The 14,087-nt window shown below is 66.3% G+C and carries 14 protein-coding genes; 6 read left to right on the forward strand and 8 right to left on the reverse strand.

Features of this window, described 5'->3' with window-relative positions; genetic code table 11:
• Positions 1-35: 35 nt before the first annotated feature.
• Positions 36-389, reverse strand: a complete 354-nt coding sequence (locus N7607_RS06585; RefSeq protein WP_279864653.1) for a RidA family protein — start codon at positions 387-389, stop codon at positions 36-38.
• Positions 364-1,662, reverse strand: coding sequence for a D-amino acid dehydrogenase (dadA, locus tag N7607_RS06590; protein WP_279864652.1), 1,299 nt, complete (start codon positions 1,660-1,662; stop codon positions 364-366). Before dadA ends, N7607_RS06585 begins: the two co-directional genes overlap by 26 nt.
• 220 nt (positions 1,663-1,882) lie before the next feature.
• Between dadA and dadR the strand changes: the two genes are divergently transcribed.
• Together dadR and N7607_RS06600 are read left to right on the forward strand one after the other, a co-directional pair.
• Entirely contained in the window at positions 1,883-2,371 is a 489-nt protein-coding gene (dadR, locus tag N7607_RS06595; RefSeq protein ID WP_137974605.1) for a transcriptional regulator DadR, read from the forward strand.
• Between the two features lie 102 nt (positions 2,372-2,473).
• Entirely contained in the window at positions 2,474-3,808 is a 1,335-nt protein-coding gene (locus N7607_RS06600; RefSeq protein WP_279864651.1) for an FAD-binding oxidoreductase, read from the forward strand.
• A gap of 162 nt (positions 3,809-3,970) precedes the next feature.
• Here the strand turns inward: N7607_RS06600 and N7607_RS06605 are convergent, their stop codons facing one another.
• The gene (locus tag N7607_RS06605; RefSeq protein WP_279864649.1) at positions 3,971-4,195 is read right to left on the reverse strand and encodes a DUF1127 domain-containing protein; all 225 of its coding nucleotides are present in this window, start codon (positions 4,193-4,195) and stop codon (positions 3,971-3,973) included.
• A 178-nt stretch (positions 4,196-4,373) separates the two neighbouring features.
• Here N7607_RS06605 and N7607_RS06610 point away from each other — a divergent pair, with 178 nt between their 5' ends.
• Positions 4,374-5,798 carry a PLP-dependent aminotransferase family protein gene (locus tag N7607_RS06610; RefSeq protein WP_279864648.1) on the forward strand — a complete coding sequence of 475 codons (1,425 nt, stop codon included), beginning with the start codon at positions 4,374-4,376 and terminating at the stop codon, positions 5,796-5,798.
• 97 nt (positions 5,799-5,895) lie between these two features.
• A complete protein-coding gene (locus tag N7607_RS06615) occupies positions 5,896-7,407 on the forward strand; it encodes a phospholipase D family protein (RefSeq protein ID WP_279864857.1) in 1,512 nt (503 codons plus the stop codon).
• A 5-nt stretch (positions 7,408-7,412) separates the two neighbouring features.
• On the opposite strand, the gene N7607_RS06620 is transcribed toward N7607_RS06615, so the two are convergent.
• Positions 7,413-8,564 (reverse strand): MFS transporter, encoded by a 1,152-nt coding sequence (locus tag N7607_RS06620; protein WP_279864647.1) that lies wholly within the window; start codon positions 8,562-8,564, stop codon positions 7,413-7,415.
• 139 nt (positions 8,565-8,703) lie between these two features.
• A complete protein-coding gene (locus tag N7607_RS06625) occupies positions 8,704-10,197 on the reverse strand; it encodes an aldehyde dehydrogenase (protein WP_279864646.1) in 1,494 nt (497 codons plus the stop codon).
• A gap of 214 nt (positions 10,198-10,411) precedes the next feature.
• On the opposite strand from N7607_RS06625, the gene N7607_RS06630 reads away from it, so the two are divergent.
• Positions 10,412-10,774: a cupin domain-containing protein gene (locus N7607_RS06630; RefSeq protein ID WP_279864645.1), complete on the forward strand. Its 363-nt coding sequence runs from the start codon at positions 10,412-10,414 to the stop codon at positions 10,772-10,774.
• Positions 10,775-10,926: 152 nt separating this feature from the next.
• On the opposite strand, the gene rpmG is transcribed toward N7607_RS06630, so the two are convergent.
• Together rpmG and rpmB are read right to left on the reverse strand one after the other, a co-directional pair.
• Entirely contained in the window at positions 10,927-11,082 is a 156-nt protein-coding gene (gene rpmG / locus N7607_RS06635) for a 50S ribosomal protein L33 (RefSeq protein WP_021702025.1), read from the reverse strand.
• 10 nt (positions 11,083-11,092) lie between these two features.
• Positions 11,093-11,329, reverse strand: coding sequence for a 50S ribosomal protein L28 (gene rpmB / locus N7607_RS06640; protein ID WP_021702024.1), 237 nt, complete (start codon positions 11,327-11,329; stop codon positions 11,093-11,095).
• 322 nt (positions 11,330-11,651) lie between these two features.
• On the opposite strand from rpmB, the gene N7607_RS06645 reads away from it, so the two are divergent.
• Complete coding sequence (locus N7607_RS06645; protein ID WP_279864644.1) at positions 11,652-13,229, forward strand: ABC transporter substrate-binding protein; 1,578 nt, start codon at positions 11,652-11,654, stop codon at positions 13,227-13,229.
• Positions 13,230-13,292: 63 nt separating this feature from the next.
• Here N7607_RS06645 and radC read toward each other — a convergent pair whose 3' ends face one another.
• Positions 13,293-13,967 (reverse strand): DNA repair protein RadC, encoded by a 675-nt coding sequence (gene radC / locus N7607_RS06650; protein ID WP_279864643.1) that lies wholly within the window; start codon positions 13,965-13,967, stop codon positions 13,293-13,295.
• Between the last annotated feature and the right edge of the window lie 120 nt (positions 13,968-14,087).

Here is a 14,087-nt window from a genome sequence, read left to right on the forward strand (position 1 = left end):
AAAAGCCCGGCGGGGGAGCCGGGCAAACGGGATGTTCAGTTCTGCGCGGCGACGACCATCATCTCCACCAGCACGCGCGGGTCGTACAGCTTGCCCTCGACGCAGGCGCGGGCCGGAGCGGCGCCTTCGGCGACCCAGGCATCCCACACCTGGTTGAGGCCGGCGTAGTCGGCGGCCATGTCCTTGAGGTAGATGGTCACCGAGAGGATCTTCGACTTGTCGCTGCCGGCCTCGGCCAGCGCGCCGTCGATGTTGGCCAGGGTCTGGCGGGTCTGCTCAGCGATGTCGCCGCTGTAGTCGTCGGCCAACTGGCCCGCCAGGTAGACGGTGCCGTTATGGATGACGATGTCGCTGTAGCGTTTCTCAATGCGCAGGCGCTGGATGGACATGCTTGTGGGTCTCCTTGGTGTTGCCGTAGCGGGAAATATCCAGGCCTTCCGCGCTGATCTGCGGGCGCTTCTTCGCCATCAGGTCGGCGAGCAGGCGACCGGAGCCGCAGGCCATGGTCCAGCCAAGGGTACCGTGTCCGGTGTTGAGGAACAGGTTGCGATAGGCAGTGCCGCCCACGATCGGGGTGCCGTCCGGGGTGGCCGGGCGCAGGCCGGTCCAGAAGGTCGCCTGGCTGACATCGCCGCCCTGCGGATACAAGTCGTTGGTGATCATTTCCAGGGTCGCACGGCGCGCGGGATTGAGGCTCAGGTCGAAACCGGCGATCTCGGCCATGCCGCCCACGCGGATGCGGTTATCGAAGCGGGTGATGGCGACCTTGTAGGTCTCGTCGAGGATGGTCGAGGACGGCGCCATGTCCGGGTTGCTGATCGGCACGGTCAGCGAGTAGCCCTTGAGCGGGTACACCGGCGCCTTGATGCCCAGCGGCTTGAGCAGCTGCGGGCTGTAGCTGCCGAGGGCCAGCACATAGCGGTCGGCGGTCTCCAGCTTGCCGTCGATCCACACGCCATTGATGCGGTCGCCGGCGTGGTCGAGACGCTCGATAGTGCAGCCGAAGCGGAATTCCACGCCCAACGCCTTGGCCATGTCTGCCAGCTGGGTGGTGAACATCTGGCAGTCGCCGGTCTGGTCGTTGGGCAGGCGCAGGGCGCCGGCTAGCTTGTCGGTGACGCCGGCCAGGGCCGGTTCGACGCGGGCAATACCGGCGCGGTCGAGCAGCTCGTAGGGCACGCCGGACTGCTGCAGCACGGCGATGTCCTTGGCGGCGTTGTCGAGCTGGGCCTGGGTGCGGAACAGCTGGGTGGTACCGAGCTGGCGGCCTTCGTAGCCGATGCCGGTCTCGGCGCGCAGCTCGTCGAGGCAGTCGCGGCTGTACTCGGAAAGACGCACCATGCGCTCCTTGTTCACCGCGTAGCGGGCCGCCGTGCAGTTGCGCAGCATCTGCGCCATCCACAGATATTGATCGATATCGGCAGTGGCCTTGATCGCCAGTGGCGCGTGCTTCTGCAGCAGCCACTTGATGGCCTTCAGCGGCACGCCCGGGGCGGCCCAGGGCGAGGCGTAACCAGGGGAGACCTGGCCGGCGTTGGCGAAGCTGGTTTCCAGGGCCGGGCCGTTCTGGCGGTCGACCACCACCACCTCGAAACCGGCACGGGCCAGATAGTAGGCGCTGGCGGTACCGATGACACCGCTGCCAAGAACCAGAACGCGCATTGTGGCCTCCCTCAGGCGTTTGTTTTGCTGAGCGTTATGACCGGCAGTATAGGAAGGCTTGAGTAGCGATAATCACTGTTTATCAAGCGGCATTTGGCGTTAGCTCGCGGCACAGAGCACTTTTACAGGAAGTCACCCAGGCGATATGGCTAGACTTGCGCCACACTGCCAGTGAATTATCGCGTTCAGTTATTCCACACACGCCTGACCGGAGCCCACCATGCGCACCCAGCACCAGAGCCGCCGCGAACTGGACAAGATCGACCGCAACATCCTGCGCATCCTCCAGGAGGACGGGCGCATCAGCTTCACCGAGCTGGGCGAGCGCGTCGGCCTGTCCACCACGCCCTGCACCGAGCGCGTGCGGCGCCTGGAGCGCGAGGGGATCATCATGGGCTACCACGCCCGCCTCAATCCGCAGCAGCTCAAGGCCAGCCTGCTGGTGTTCGTCGAGATCAGCCTGGACTACAAGTCCGGCGACACCTTCGAGGACTTCCGCCGCGCCGTGCTCAAGCTGCCCCACGTGCTGGAGTGCCACCTGGTCAGCGGCGACTTCGACTACCTGGTGAAGGCGCGGATCAACGAGATGGCCAGCTACCGCAAGCTGCTCGGCGACATCCTGCTCAAGCTGCCGCATGTGCGCGAATCCAAGTCGTACATCGTCATGGAAGAGGTGAAGGAATCGCTGACCCTGCCGGTACCCGACTGACGCGGCGGAAAAACAGTTTTTACCGCGCCCCTCTTGGCGAGTCGCGCGGGCCGCGCTTATCCTGCGTCAAATTTTAACAACACATCACTCAGGATTTCGCACATGAACGCCCGCGTTCACCAGCCGCACCAGCCAGCCGTGCACAGCGACCAGCACGCCCCCTCCTACTACGCCGCCACTGCCAACCTGCAGCTGGCCTATCCGCCGCTGGCGGGTGAGGAGCTGGCCGATGTGTGCATTGTCGGTGGCGGGTTCTCCGGCCTGAACACCGCCATCGAGCTGGCCCAGAAGGGCTTCTCGGTGGTGCTGCTGGAAGCGCATCAGGTCGGCTGGGGCGCCAGCGGGCGCAACGGCGGCCAGCTGATCCGCGGCGTCGGCCACGGCGTCGAGCAGTTCGCGTCGGTGATCGGCGAGAACGGCGTGCGCAGTCTGAAGCTGATGGGCCTGGAGGCGGTGGAGATCGTCCGCCGCCGCATCGAGCAGTTCAACATCGCCTGCGACCTGACCTGGGGCTACTGCGACCTGGCCAACAAGCCCGCGCACCTGGAAGGTTTCGCCGAAGACAAGGCCGAGCTGGAAAGCCTCGGCTACCGCCACGAGCTGCGCCTGCTGCAGCCGGATCAGATGCACCAGGTGGTCGGGTCCGACCGCTACGCCGGCGGCATGATCGACATGGGCTCCGGCCACCTGCACCCACTCAACCTGGCCCTCGGTGAAGCCGCAGCCGCGGCCTCGCTCGGCGTGAAGCTGTTCGAACACTCGGCCGTCACCCGCATCGACTACGGTCCCGAGGTGCAGGTGCATACCGCCAGCGGCCACGTCCGCGCCAAGACCCTGGTGCTGGCCTGCAACGCCTACCTCAATGGCCTCAACGACAAGATCGGCGGCAAGGTGCTGCCGGCCGGCAGCTACGTGATCGCCACCAAGCCGCTGTCCCCGGCCCAGGCGCGCAACCTGATCCCGCAGAACATGGCCCTGTGCGACCAGCGCGTGACGGTGGACTACTTCCGCCTGTCCGCCGACAACCGCCTGCTGTTCGGCGGCGCCTGCCACTACTCGGGCCGCGACCCGGCGGATATCGCCGCCTACATGCGACCGAAAATGCTGGAAGTCTTCCCGCATCTGAAGGACATAAGGATCGACTACCAGTGGGGCGGCATGATCGGCATCGGCGCCAACCGCCTGCCGCAGATCGGCCGGCTCAAGGACCAGCCCAATGTGTTCTACGCCCAGGCCTATGCCGGCCATGGCGTGAACGCCACCCACCTGGCCGGCAAGCTGCTGGCCGAGGCCATCAGCGGCCAGCAGGGCGGCGGCTTCGAGCTGTTCGACAAGGTGCCGCACATGACCTTCCCGGGCGGCAAGCACCTGCGCTCGCCGCTGCTGGCGCTGGGCATGGCCTGGTACCGCCTGAAGGAAGCGGTGGGGCTGGTCTGATCCAGGCACAACTTAGTAGGAGCGAGCTCTGCTCGCGAATCAGGCCACCAAGGCCCCTTCGCGAGCAGAGCTCGCCCCTACAAAACTCGCCAACAGTAGGGTTGTCAGCGCACCTGCCATCTGGTGGAGGTCGCTACGCTCCGTAGCGCCACCCTTAGGAGCCTATCGCAACAAACTCCAGAACGATCTGGTCGCCTCGGCCCGCGCCTGTTCGGCGGTGAGACCGATGTCCTTCAGTTGCTCGGCATCCAGCTCCAGCAACACCCGTCGGGTGCTCAGGCGCCTGAGCAGCAGCTGCCAGCGCCGCCCCAGCTCACGCAGTGGCAGGCGTTCGCCACATTCGCGCCGCTCCTGCAGCGCCACATACAGATCTCCGAACTCGCGCATGGTCAGCCCTCCGTTCCAGGCCTTCTCCCTTGGATGACCATGATCACGGCGACCATACAGCCAATACAGATCCACAAATAATCTATTAGCCCCATACAGATCGCTCGACTGCGCAGCTGAATGGTCTATTCTGCCGTCATCTGTATTGCTCGCCCCGAATCAGGGCAAGGCATCTGTCATGACGCTCTATCTCAACTTGGCCGAGCTGCTCGGCACCCGCATCGAACAGGGCCTGTACCGCCCCGGCGACCGTCTGCCCTCGGTACGCGCTCTCAGCCAGGAGCATGGTGTCAGCCTCAGCACCGTGCAGCAGGCCTACCGCCAGCTGGAGGACGACGGCCTGGTGGAGCCGCGGCCGAAGTCCGGCTACTTCGTGCCGCCGAGCAGACAGAAGCCGGCGCTGCCGATGGTCAGCCGAACAGCGCAGCGCCCGGTGGAGGTGTCGCAGTGGGATCAGGTGCTGGAGCTGGTCAGCACCCCGCCCTATGGCGATGTGATCCAGCTCGGCCGCGGCATTCCCGATATCGGCGCGCCGACCCTCAAGCCGCTGCTGCGCAGCCTGTCGCGCCTGAGTCGGCGTCAGGGCCTGAAGGAGCTGAGCTACGGCTGCGTGGAGGGCGACATCGGCCTGCGCGAACAGATCGCGCGCCTGGTGCTGGATTCCGGCTGCCAGATCCCGGCCGAGGACATCGTCATCACCACCGGTTGCCACGAGGCGCTGTCCACGGCGATCCGCGCCATCTGCCAGCCCGGCGACATCGTCGCGGTGGACTCACCGAGCTTCCACGGCGTGATGCAGGCGCTCAAGGGCTTCGGCCTCAAGGCCCTGGAGCTGCCCACCGATCCGCTCACCGGGATCAGTCTGGAAGCCCTGGAAATGGCCCTGGAGCAGTGGCCGATCAAGGCCATCCAGCTCACTCCGACCTGCAACAACCCGCTCGGCTACATCATGCCGGAGGCCAACAAGCGCGCCCTGCTGGAACTGGCGCAGCGCTACGACGTGGCGATCATCGAGGACGACATCTACGGCGAGCTGGCCTACAAGTACCCGCGCCCGCGCAGCATCAAGTCGTTCGACGAGGACGGCCGCGTACTGCTCTGCAGCTCCTTCTCCAAGACCCTGGCGCCGGGTCTGCGCATCGGCTGGATCGCCCCGGGCCGCTACCTGCAGCGGGTGCTGCACATGAAGTACATGAGCACCGGCATGAGTGCCCAGCTGCCGCAGCTGGCGCTGGCCGAGTTCATAGCCGCCGGCCAGTACGAGCCGCACCTGCGGCGCATGCGCGCCCAGTACGCGCGCGGTCGCGAGCTGATGACGGCCTGGGTCAGCCAGTATTTCCCGCCCGGTACCCGGGTCAGCCAGCCCCAGGGCGGCTTCATGCTGTGGGTAGAGATGCCCCAGGGCTTCGACAGCCAGCGCCTCAACCGCCTGCTGGCGCCGCACAAGGTGCAGGTGGCGCCGGGCAGCATCTTTTCCGCCGCCGGCAAGTACCGCAACTGCCTGCGCATGAACTTCGCCAATGTCCAGGCCGCCGGCATGGAGCAGGCCGTGCGCCGGGTCGGCGAAACGGTGGCGCAGCTGCTGAGCGAACATTCCACCTGAATCTTTGCGCCACGCCAGGCGTCCCAAGTAAACGGAGCGACACCCACGCGGAGGCCGCATCTTGCGCCATGCCTTGTTGCTCGGCCTGCTGCTCGCATTGAGCGCCTGCGGCAGTGCCGTTCCCATCCAGCCCAGCCAGACGCTGTCGCCGGCCGAATCGGCCTTCGGCCGCCAGCTGCAGCAGCTCGCCGGCCAGCACGACGGCCAGTCCGGCTTCCGCCTGCTGCCCGCCAGCGACGAGGCCTTCGCCGCCCGCGCCGAACTGATCCGCGCGGCCCGCGGCAGCCTTGATCTGCAGTACTACATCGTCAACGACGGCCTCAGCACCCGTACCCTGTTCGACGAACTGCTGAGCGCCGCCGACCGTGGCGTGCGCGTGCGCCTGCTGCTGGACGACACCAGCAGCGACGGCCGCGACTATGAGATCGCCCTGCTCGCCGCCCACCCCAACATTCAGGTCCGGGTGTTCAACCCGCTGCACCTGGGCCGCTCCACCGGCGTCACCCGCCTGATAGGCCGCGCGCTCAACCTGGGTCAGCAGCACCGGCGCATGCACAACAAGCTGTGGCTGGCCGATGGCAGCGCGGCCATCGTCGGGGGGCGCAATCTGGGCGACGAATACTTCGACGCCGAACCCAGCCGCAACTTCACCGACATCGACCTGCTGGCCGTGGGCCCGGTCGCCGAGCAACTCGGGCACAGCTTCGACCAGTACTGGAACAGCGCGCTGAGCAAGCCGATCCAGCAGTTCCTGCGCTGGGCACCGGATCAGCGCGACCTGGCAAAGGCCCGCCAGCGCCTGCGCGGCTACTTGGCCACGGCGCGGGTCGAGCAGAAGGAGCTGTCCGATCGGCTGCAGGCCTACCGCGAGGAGCCTCAGCTGCAGCGTTGGCTCGGAGAGCTGATCTGGGCGCCGGGCTGGGCCCTGTGGGACGCGCCGGCCAAGGTGCTGGCCGACGGCGAGCCGGACCCGCAGCTGCTGCTGGCCAGCCAGCTGGAGCCCAAGCTGGCAGCCGTCGAACACGAGCTGATCCTGCTTTCCGCCTACTTCGTGCCGGCCGAGGACGGCATGCGCTACCTCACCGGCCAGGCCGACGCCGGAGTGAGCATCCGCCTGCTGACCAACTCGCTGGAGGCCACCGACGTGCCGGCCGTACACGGCGGCTATGCGCCCTATCGTAACGAGTTGCTGAAGCACGGCGTGCGCCTGTTCGAGCTGCGCCGTCAGCCCGACGACAGCGGTTCCGGCGGTAGCGGGTCGTACAGCTTCAGCGGCTCCTCGGACTCCAGCCTGCACAGCAAGGCAATCGTCCTCGACGGCCGCTACAGCTTTATCGGTTCGCTGAACTTCGATCCGCGCTCGCTGCTGTGGAACACCGAGGTCGGCGTGCTGGTAGACAGCCAGCAGCTCAGCGAGCACGTGCGCCGTCTGGCGCTGGAAGGCATGCAGCCGGCGCTCAGCTACGAGGTGCGCCTGCGTGACGGCCAGCCGGTGTGGCTGACCGAGGACGACGGCCAGCCGCGCGAGCTGGTGGAGGAACCCGGTGGCGCCTGGCGCCATTTCAATGCCTGGTTCGCCGACCTGATCGGCCTCGAACGCATGCTCTGAGCGGCCTAGCCGCGCTCCTCGATGGGCGGCGCGAGGAAGGCCGTGCGCCGCCACGCCAGCGCCACGAACACCAGCGCACCCACTGTCATCAACATCGGCAGCGCATGGCCGCTCAACCACTGGCTGGCCGCACCGGTGGACAGCGGCCCGAGCAGACAGCCGACACCCCACAGCAGGGCGATGTGCGAGTTGGCGCGCACCAGTGCGTCATCCCGATAGAACTGCCCGACCAGGATCAGCGACAGGGTGTAGAGCCCGCCGGCGGCGGCGCCGAACAGCACCAGCAGCGGCCAGATCAGCGGCGTGTGCAGCAGGAACGGAATGGCCAGGCTGGACAACAGCAAACCCACGCCACAGGCGCGGAACAGCAGGCCACGGGAAACCCGGTCGGCGAGCAGGCCGATCGGCAGCTGCAGCAAGGCATCGCCAACCACCACCACGCTGGCCATCAGCAACGCGGTTTCCTGGGCGAAGCCCTCGCGCAGCAGGTAGATCGGCAGCAGGGTCAGCACCATCGCCTCGAAGGCGGCGAACAGCACCACCGCCCAGGCGATCGCCGGCAGCTTCCGACAGAATGCCAGCAGGCCGCGCCCCGAGACGCTGTGCGCATCGACCTTGGGCGCCCCGCCATGGCCGAACAGCACCAGGCAGCCGCCGACCAGCAGACCCGCCGAGAGCCAGAAACCCAGGTCGCTGGCGCTGCCGATCAGGCTCAGCGCCAGCGGCCCAGCCAGCTGGCTCAGGGCGAAGCCGGTGCCGTACAGCGCCACCAGGCGGCCACGCAGGCGGTCCTCGACCAGCTGGTTGATCCAGCTCTCGCCCAGCACGAACACCACGGTCAGGGAAATCCCGATCAGCAGGCGCAGCAGCAGCCACAGCGGGTAGTACGGCAGCACGGCCAGCAGCCCCACCGAGACGGCGCTGGCCAGCAGGCACAGACGCAGGGTCAGCGGCGTGCCGAACCAGCCGGCCAGGCGCCCGGTCAGGCGCGCACCGAGCAGCACGCCGATGGCCGGCATGCCCGCCATCACGCCGATGGCGAACGGCCCGTAGCCCCAGCCCTCCAGGCGCAGCGAAACCAACGGCAGGGTCACGCCCAGGGCCAGGCCGACAATGATCACCGCCGAGGTGACGGCGAAATAGGTACCCCAACGCATAGCCATGTCCTTGTTCATTTCTGGCCGTGCCGAAAGCACAACGGCCGGGTTCCCAAGGAAACCCGGCCGCAGGTGTGGCTCACTGGGAGCCGGCCCCGAGGGGCGGACCTTCAGGCGCGCGAGGCGCCCACCATTCGAGTTACAGCTTGATCCAGGTCGACTTGATCTCGGTGTACTTGTCGAAGGCGTGCAGCGACTTGTCGCGGCCGTTGCCGGACTGCTTGAAGCCGCCGAACGGCGCGGTCATGTCGCCCATGTCGTACTGGTTGATCCACACGCTGCCGGCACGCAGGGCCTTGCCTACCAGGTGCGCCTTGGACAGGTTGCTGGTCCATACGCCAGCGGCCAGACCATAGATGCTGTCGTTGGCGATGGCCACGGCTTCCTCCGTACTGTCGAAACCGATCACCGCCAGTACCGGGCCGAAGATCTCTTCCTTGGCGATACGCATGGCGTTGGTCACGCCGTCGAACACGGTCGGCTCGACGTAGGTGCCGCCGGTCTCTTCCAGCACGCGCTTGCCACCGGCCACCAGCTTGGCGCCGTCGTCGTGACCGGCCTGGATGTAGCTCAGCACGTTGTTCATCTGAGTGGTATCGACCAGGGCGCCGACGTTGGTCGCCGGGTCCAGCGGGTTGCCCGGCTTCCAGGCCTTGATCGCCTCGACCACCATGGGCACGAACTTGTCCTTGATCGAGTTCTCTACCAGCAGGCGCGAGCCGGCGGTGCAGACTTCGCCCTGGTTGAAGGCGATGGCGCCGGCCGCGCCCTCGGCGGCGGCCTGCAGGTCAGGCGCGTCGGCGAAGACGATGTTCGGGCTCTTGCCGCCGGCTTCCAGCCAGACGCGCTTCATGTTCGATTCGCCGGCGTAGATCATCAGCTGCTTGGCGATCTTGCTCGACCCGGTGAACACCAGGGTGTCGACGTCCATATGCAGGGCCAGGGCCTTGCCCACGGTGTGACCGAAGCCCGGCAGCACGTTGAACACGCCGGCCGGGATGCCGGCCTCGATGGCCAGCTGGGCGATGCGGATACCGGTCAGCGGCGACTTCTCGGACGGCTTGAGCACCACCGAGTTGCCGGTGGACAGGGCCGGGCCGAGCTTCCAGCAGGTCATCAGCAGGGGGAAGTTCCACGGCACGATGGCGGCGACCACGCCGACCGGCTCGCGAGTGACCAGGCCCAGCTCGTCATGGGCGGTGGCGGCCACTTCGTCGTAGATCTTGTCGATGGCCTCACCGCTCCAGCGGATGGCGCGGGAAGCGGCCGGCACGTCGACGCTCAGCGAGTCGCTGATCGGCTTGCCCATGTCGAGGGTTTCCAGCAGAGCCAGCTCCTCGGCATGGGCGTCGATGAGGTCGGCGAAGCGGATCATGATCTCCTTGCGCTTGACCGGCGCCAGGCGCGACCACACGCCGGACTCGAAGGTGGCGCGGGCATCCTTGACCGCCAGCTCGGCGTCGGCGGCGTCACAGCTGGCCACCAGGCCGAGCAGACGGCCATCGACCGGGCTGATGCACTCGAAGGTGTCGGCGGCAGCGGCCTCGGTGTATTCGCCGTGGATGAAGGCGCGACCTTCGATCTTCAGGTTCTTGGCGCGCTGTTCCCAGTCGGCACGGGTCAGGGTGGTCATGCGGGGATCCTCGGGTGGAAGCGTGTCGCAAATCGACAACACGCACTGTCAATTATTCTGCCAGGCCGATTGCCGGCCTTTATGCAGGCAACACTAAACCAGAGCGCCCAGCCTTTTCAATATTTTTGACAGAGCGGACGCAAACGCCTTGAAATGTTCGCTTTATCAAACATAGACTTCCGCGCATTCGCGCCTCACAACAATAGGAACCGCCATGAACATCGAGCAGATCGTCGACTTCGCCACGGCCACCAGCGCGCCGCAACACTACCGCCCCGCCGCCGAGAAGATCCTCAAGGGCGATCCCGAGCAGAGCATGCGCAACCACTACGATAGCCCCTGCGGCCAGTTCAACGTGGGCATCTGGGAAGGCGCCGTCGGCCAGTGGACGTTCAACTACACCGAGCACGAGTACTGCGAGATTCTCCAGGGCGTGTCGGTGATCCGCGACCAGGACGGCAACGCCAAGACCGTGCGCGCCGGCGACCGCTTCGTCATCCCGGCCGGCCTGAAAGGCACCTGGGAAGTGCTCGAGCCCTGCCGCAAGGTCTACGTGATCTTCGAGGCCAAGGCTTGAGGCCAGCTATTTCGGCGGAACTCTATCCGCCCACCGCTTGATCCTGCGACACCCTGTTAGCCCGCGCCCTGCGGGCTTTTTTTCGCCCGCACTTTTTCGCAGGCAAGAAAAAACCCGCCGAGGCGGGTTTCTTCGAACAAGGGCCGGATCAATTACTTGATCTTGGCTTCCTTGTAGGTCACGTGCTTACGGACGACCGGATCGTATTTCTTGATCTCGATCTTGTCCGGAGTGGTGCGCTTGTTCTTGTCGGTGGTGTAGAAGTGGCCGGTACCGGCGCTGGACACCAAACGGATCAGTTCACGCATGATTAGCTCCTTAAACCTTTTCGCCGCGAGCGCGCAGCTCGGACAGAACTACGTCGATGCCGCGCTTGTCGATGATGCGCATGCCCTTGGCAGAAACGCGCAGACGCACGAAGCGCTTCTCGGACTCGACCCAGAAGCGATGGTGCTGCAGGTTCGGCAGGAAACGACGACGGGTTTTGTTGTTAGCGTGGGAAACGTTGTTCCCGGTTACCGGACCCTTACCGGTAACTTGACAGACTCTCGACATGCCTCAGCCCTCTAAACCACATGCCCAACCCGGCATGGGTTGGCCGCTTGAACTCAATAGTCATTTGGCGCTCAGCGCCGCGTTTCTCGGGGGTCTTACCGGCGTTTAGCGTTGCCGCTGGACCGGGCCCCTAGAAAAGAGCGCTGCTTTATACCAGAACACCCAGTCACCCGCAAGAATTGCCGTGCCTTGCCGAACACCGTGGCCGCCAGGAACGGCGGCCTCTCGCGGCTACGGCGCCGCAACCGCTCGTCGCCCGATTCGATTGTCTGCCCGCGGTCTTTGGTCTAGGGTTGGCCTCTTGCCATTCGGAGGACTCGCGATGCGCCTTGCCGCCCTGCCCCTGCTGCTCGCTCCCGTGCTGAGCCAAGCCGCCACCCTCAGCGTGTGCACCGAGGCCAGCCCGGATGGTTTCGACGTGGTGCAGTACAACTCGCTGACCACCACCAACGCCTCGGCCGACGTGCTAATGAACCGTCTGGTGGACTACGACGCCGCGGCCGGCAAGCTGGTAGCGAGCCTGGCCGAACGCTGGGAAGTGTCTGCCGATGGCCTGAGCTGGACCTTCCAGTTGCGCCCCGGAGTGAAATTCCAGCGTACCGAATGGTTTGCTCCCAGCCGCGAGCTGAACGCAGACGACGTGCTGTTCAGCTTCCAGCGCATGCTCGACACCGCCCATCCCTGGCACAAGGTCGCCGTCAGCGGCTATCCGCATGCCCAGTCCATGCAGTGGCCGGCGCTGATCGAGCGCATCGAGGCACCGACGCCGCTGAGCGTGCGCTTCGTCCTCAAGCATCCGGACGCCACCTTCCTCGCCACCCTGAGCATGGGCTTCGCCTCCATCTATAGTGCCGAGTACGCCGCCAAGCTGCTGGCCGCCGGCACGCCGGAAAAGCTCAACGCCCAGCCGGTGGGCACCGGCCCCTTCGTGCTCAAGCGCTTCCAGAAGGATGCGGTGATCCGCTACACCGCCAACCCGGACTACTTCGCCGGCAAGCCGGCCGTCGATGGCCTGGTATTCGCCATCACCCCGGACGCCAATGTACGCCTGCAGAAGCTCAAGCGCGGCGAGTGCCAGATCGCCCTCTCTCCCAAGCCACTGGACGTGCAGAGCGCGCGCCAGGAGCCGAAGCTGAAAGTGAGCGAGACGCCGGCGTTCATGACCGCCTTCGTTGGCATCAACAGCCAGCACCCGCCGCTGGACAAGCCGCAGGTGCGCCAGGCCATCAACCTGGCCTTCGACAAGGCCAGCTACCTGAAGGCCGTGTTCGAGGGCAGCGCTACCCCGGCCAGCGGGCCCTACCCGCCCAACACCTGGAGTTACGCCAAGGAGCTGCCGGGCTACGCCCACGACCCAGCCAAGGCCAAGGCACTGCTGGCCGAGGCGGGTCTGGCAGACGGCTTCAAGACCACGATCTGGACCCGCCCCTCGGGCAGCCTGCTCAACCCCAACCCGACCCTCGGCGCCCAGCTGCTGCAGGCAGACCTGGCCAAGGTCGGCATCCAGGCGGCAATCCGCGTGATCGAATGGGGCGAACTGATCCGCCGGGCCAAGGCCGGCGAGCACGATCTGCTGTTCATGGGCTGGGCCGGTGACAATGGCGACCCGGATAATTTCCTGACGCCGCAATTCGCCTGCGCCTCGGTGCAGTCCGGGCTGAACTTCGCCCGCTACTGCGATCCGCAGCTGGACAAGCTGATCGCCGACGGCAAAGCCGCCAGTGCCCAGGAGCAGCGCAGCGCCCTGTACCAGCAGGCGCAAAGGCTGATCCAGCAACAGGCACTGTGGTTGCCGCTGGCCCACCCCACCGCCTTCGCCCTGCACAGCGACAAGGTCAGCGGCTATCAGGTCAGCCCGTTCGGCCGCCAGGCTTTTGCCTCGGTAAAGCTTCTCCCTTGATTGCGCAGGAGCGAGCTCTGCTCGCGAAGCTCTTTGCGGACCGGGTTCGCGAGCAAAGCTCGCTCACACCCAGCCGAACTCGGCCATCGACAGCGGCTCGCCGTCGCCGACGATGAAGTGGTCGAGCACCCGCACCTCGATCAGACCGAGCGCCTCCTTGAGCCGCTCGGTGAGCAGGCGGTCGGCCTGGCTCGGTTCCGCCACCCCTGAAGGATGGTTGTGCACCAGGATGGCCGCCGCCGCGTTATGCGCCAGGGCGCGCTTGACCACCTGCCGCGGGTAAACGCTGGCGCCGTCGATGGAGCCGAAGAACAGCGCCTCGAAGCAGATCACCCGGTGCTTGGCATCGAGAAACAGGCAGCCGAACACCTCGTGCGGCTCATGGCGCAGGCGCGCCTTGAGGTAATCGCGCACCGCCTGCGGGCTCTCCAGCGCCGAATCCCGGCGCAGCCGCTCGGCCAGGTGACGACGTCCCATCTCCAGCACCGCCTGCAGCTGGGCGAACTTGGCCGGCCCCAGCCCAAGGCGCTGGCTGAAGGACTCCAGATCGGCCTCCAGCAGCGCCCGCAGGCTGCCGAAATCGGCCAGCAGGTGGCGCGCCAGGTCTACCGCGCTCTGCCCGGCCACCCCGGTGCGCAGGAATATCGCCAGCAACTCGGCATCGCTCAGCGCCGCCGCACCCAGTTCCAGAAGCTTCTCCCGCGGGCGTTCCGCCGCGGGCCAATCGCGTATGCTCATGACCTCTCCCTGTCAGTCGGCCCGCTGTTCCCGCGCAGGCCCTGTGCTATCTTAGCCCGGCTTTTTTGGCGCGTTGGTCGGCCTGGGGAGGTGCCTCCAGCGCGTTGCTATCCACCACAT

The sequence above is a fragment of the Pseudomonas sp. GD04019 genome (assembly GCF_029837695.1).
GTDB lineage: Bacteria > Pseudomonadota > Gammaproteobacteria > Pseudomonadales > Pseudomonadaceae > Aquipseudomonas.

Bases quoted from the DNA above. Each gene is read 5' to 3' on its own strand.
- N7607_RS06645 (WP_279864644.1), top strand. From the start codon at position 11,652: ATGCGCCTTGCCGCCCTGCCCCTGCTGCTCGCTCCCGTGCTGAGCCAA.
- rpmB (WP_021702024.1), bottom strand. From the start codon at position 11,329: ATGTCGAGAGTCTGTCAAGTTACCGGTAAGGGTCCGGTAACCGGGAAC.
- N7607_RS06585 (WP_279864653.1), bottom strand. From the start codon at position 389: ATGTCCATCCAGCGCCTGCGCATTGAGAAACGCTACAGCGACATCGTC.
- dadA (WP_279864652.1), bottom strand. From the start codon at position 1,662: ATGCGCGTTCTGGTTCTTGGCAGCGGTGTCATCGGTACCGCCAGCGCC.
- N7607_RS06620 (WP_279864647.1), bottom strand. From the start codon at position 8,564: ATGCGTTGGGGTACCTATTTCGCCGTCACCTCGGCGGTGATCATTGTC.
- N7607_RS06625 (WP_279864646.1), bottom strand. From the start codon at position 10,197: ATGACCACCCTGACCCGTGCCGACTGGGAACAGCGCGCCAAGAACCTG.
- N7607_RS06600 (WP_279864651.1), top strand. From the start codon at position 2,474: ATGAACGCCCGCGTTCACCAGCCGCACCAGCCAGCCGTGCACAGCGAC.
- N7607_RS06630 (WP_279864645.1), top strand. From the start codon at position 10,412: ATGAACATCGAGCAGATCGTCGACTTCGCCACGGCCACCAGCGCGCCG.
- dadR (WP_137974605.1), top strand. From the start codon at position 1,883: ATGCGCACCCAGCACCAGAGCCGCCGCGAACTGGACAAGATCGACCGC.
- N7607_RS06610 (WP_279864648.1), top strand. From the start codon at position 4,374: ATGACGCTCTATCTCAACTTGGCCGAGCTGCTCGGCACCCGCATCGAA.
- radC (WP_279864643.1), bottom strand. From the start codon at position 13,967: ATGAGCATACGCGATTGGCCCGCGGCGGAACGCCCGCGGGAGAAGCTT.
- N7607_RS06605 (WP_279864649.1), bottom strand. From the start codon at position 4,195: ATGCGCGAGTTCGGAGATCTGTATGTGGCGCTGCAGGAGCGGCGCGAA.
- rpmG (WP_021702025.1), bottom strand. From the start codon at position 11,082: ATGCGTGAACTGATCCGTTTGGTGTCCAGCGCCGGTACCGGCCACTTC.